This window comes from Stenotrophomonas pictorum JCM 9942, assembly GCF_001310775.1.
Lineage (GTDB): Bacteria > Pseudomonadota > Gammaproteobacteria > Xanthomonadales > Xanthomonadaceae > Stenotrophomonas > Stenotrophomonas pictorum.
The window spans coordinates 1-1,354 of sequence record NZ_BAZI01000560.1; the positions used below are offsets into that span (position 1 = coordinate 1).

Genomic DNA, 1,354 nt, shown 5'->3' on the forward strand with positions numbered 1-1,354 from the left:
CCGGTGCGGGCGGGGACGGGCCTCCTGTACCGCGGCGTGGGGTCCGCAGGCGGTACAGGACCATGTGCATGTGCCCGGGTGGCCGTCCGGGCGACGGACGACCCGGCCAGGCAACCGGGGCCAACCGACATCCCGGCAGGGTCAGTGGACGCGGAAGTAGCGCATCGGCTCGGGAGCGTAGCTGTTTTCGCGGACCCGACGCTGGTGCTCGTGCAGGCGCGCTTCGATCTCGCGCAGCTCCAGCCAAAGGCTGCGGCTGAATGCGATTTCCGTGTAATCGCGCCCCTGGCGTTCGGCCTCGATGCGGCGCAGGCGCTGGTAGTCCAGGAAGTTGGCGACCTCACCGGCCAGCTGCGGCCATGCCGTGTCGATCACGATGGCCTGGTCGAGCTGGCCGACCCCGGGGACCGAGTCAGGAATCAGCTGGCGGTTCTCGTGCAGATAGCCGAGCACGCAACGGGCGCAGCTCACCGCTTCGGCGACCGGTTCCCAGTCATCGTCCTGGAGCATCTGCTCCACGAGCCGGGCCTGCTGCAGCCGCTGCCGGATGCAGGCCGACGGAGCGGTGTTGCTGCTGGCATTGCTGCCCAGGCTGCGGGCGGCGGTGGCCAGCTGGTCGGCCTCCAGTGGCTGGGTGCGGCCCAGCCGGGCCAGCAGCTGGTTGAAGCGTTCGACTTCCCGTGGGAGCAGCACGAAGTCGTTCACATGGTTGCGGCGGTGGGGATTGCTGCCGGGGGACTGATCGAGCACCTGCGGAAGCGGAAGGCGGCCGTCGAAGGCGGTGGAGTCGAGGGTGGCGTACATGGTGGTGCTCCAGGCGGGGGAGGGGTGCGCCCGTGAAGAACGGTGCAGCACCAGCATCCGCTTGGGCGTAGCATGGGTCATGATGGCAGGCGGAGCCTTCAGACAGTCATTGCGCTGGTTTCTGAGGTTTTGATGAGGGCTTGCCGATGGGGTCGACCGGAGACCCGGGTAACACTGGTCACGCGACCGAACGCTACCGTTTTGACGGCATCGTGGTCGACGCGGTCGCGCATACGCTCAGCCGCGACGGCCAGTTCCATTCCGTGGAGCCCAAGGCGTTTGCGGTATTGCTGCTGTTGCTGCGGCACGCCGATGAATTGCTGGAGCGCGACCAGTTGCTCGACGCGGTCTGGGGCCACCGGCACGTCACCCCGGGCGTGCTGACCCGCGCCATCGCCCAGCTGCGTGCGGCGCTGGATGACCACTCGCACGAGCCGCGCTATATCCAGACCCAGCACGGATTGGGATACCGGTTCATCGGCAAACTGTTGCCGGCCGAAGAGCCGTCAACCGCCACGCCGGCGCTGACCGGGCCGCTGCCACCCGGGAC

The 1,354-nt window shown here is 68.2% G+C and carries 2 protein-coding genes; one reads left to right on the forward strand and one right to left on the reverse strand.

Features of this window, described 5'->3' with window-relative positions:
* Nucleotides 1–141 precede the first annotated feature (141 nt).
* Nucleotides 142–804 (reverse strand): hypothetical protein, encoded by a 663-nt coding sequence (locus JCM9942_RS16035; RefSeq protein WP_054660855.1) that lies wholly within the window; start codon nt 802–804, stop codon nt 142–144.
* Between the two features lie 146 nt (nt 805–950).
* On the opposite strand from JCM9942_RS16035, the gene JCM9942_RS16040 reads away from it, so the two are divergent.
* Nucleotides 951–1,354: winged helix-turn-helix domain-containing protein (locus JCM9942_RS16040; RefSeq protein WP_172675172.1), on the forward strand; the 404-nt coding region annotated here is incomplete at its 3' end.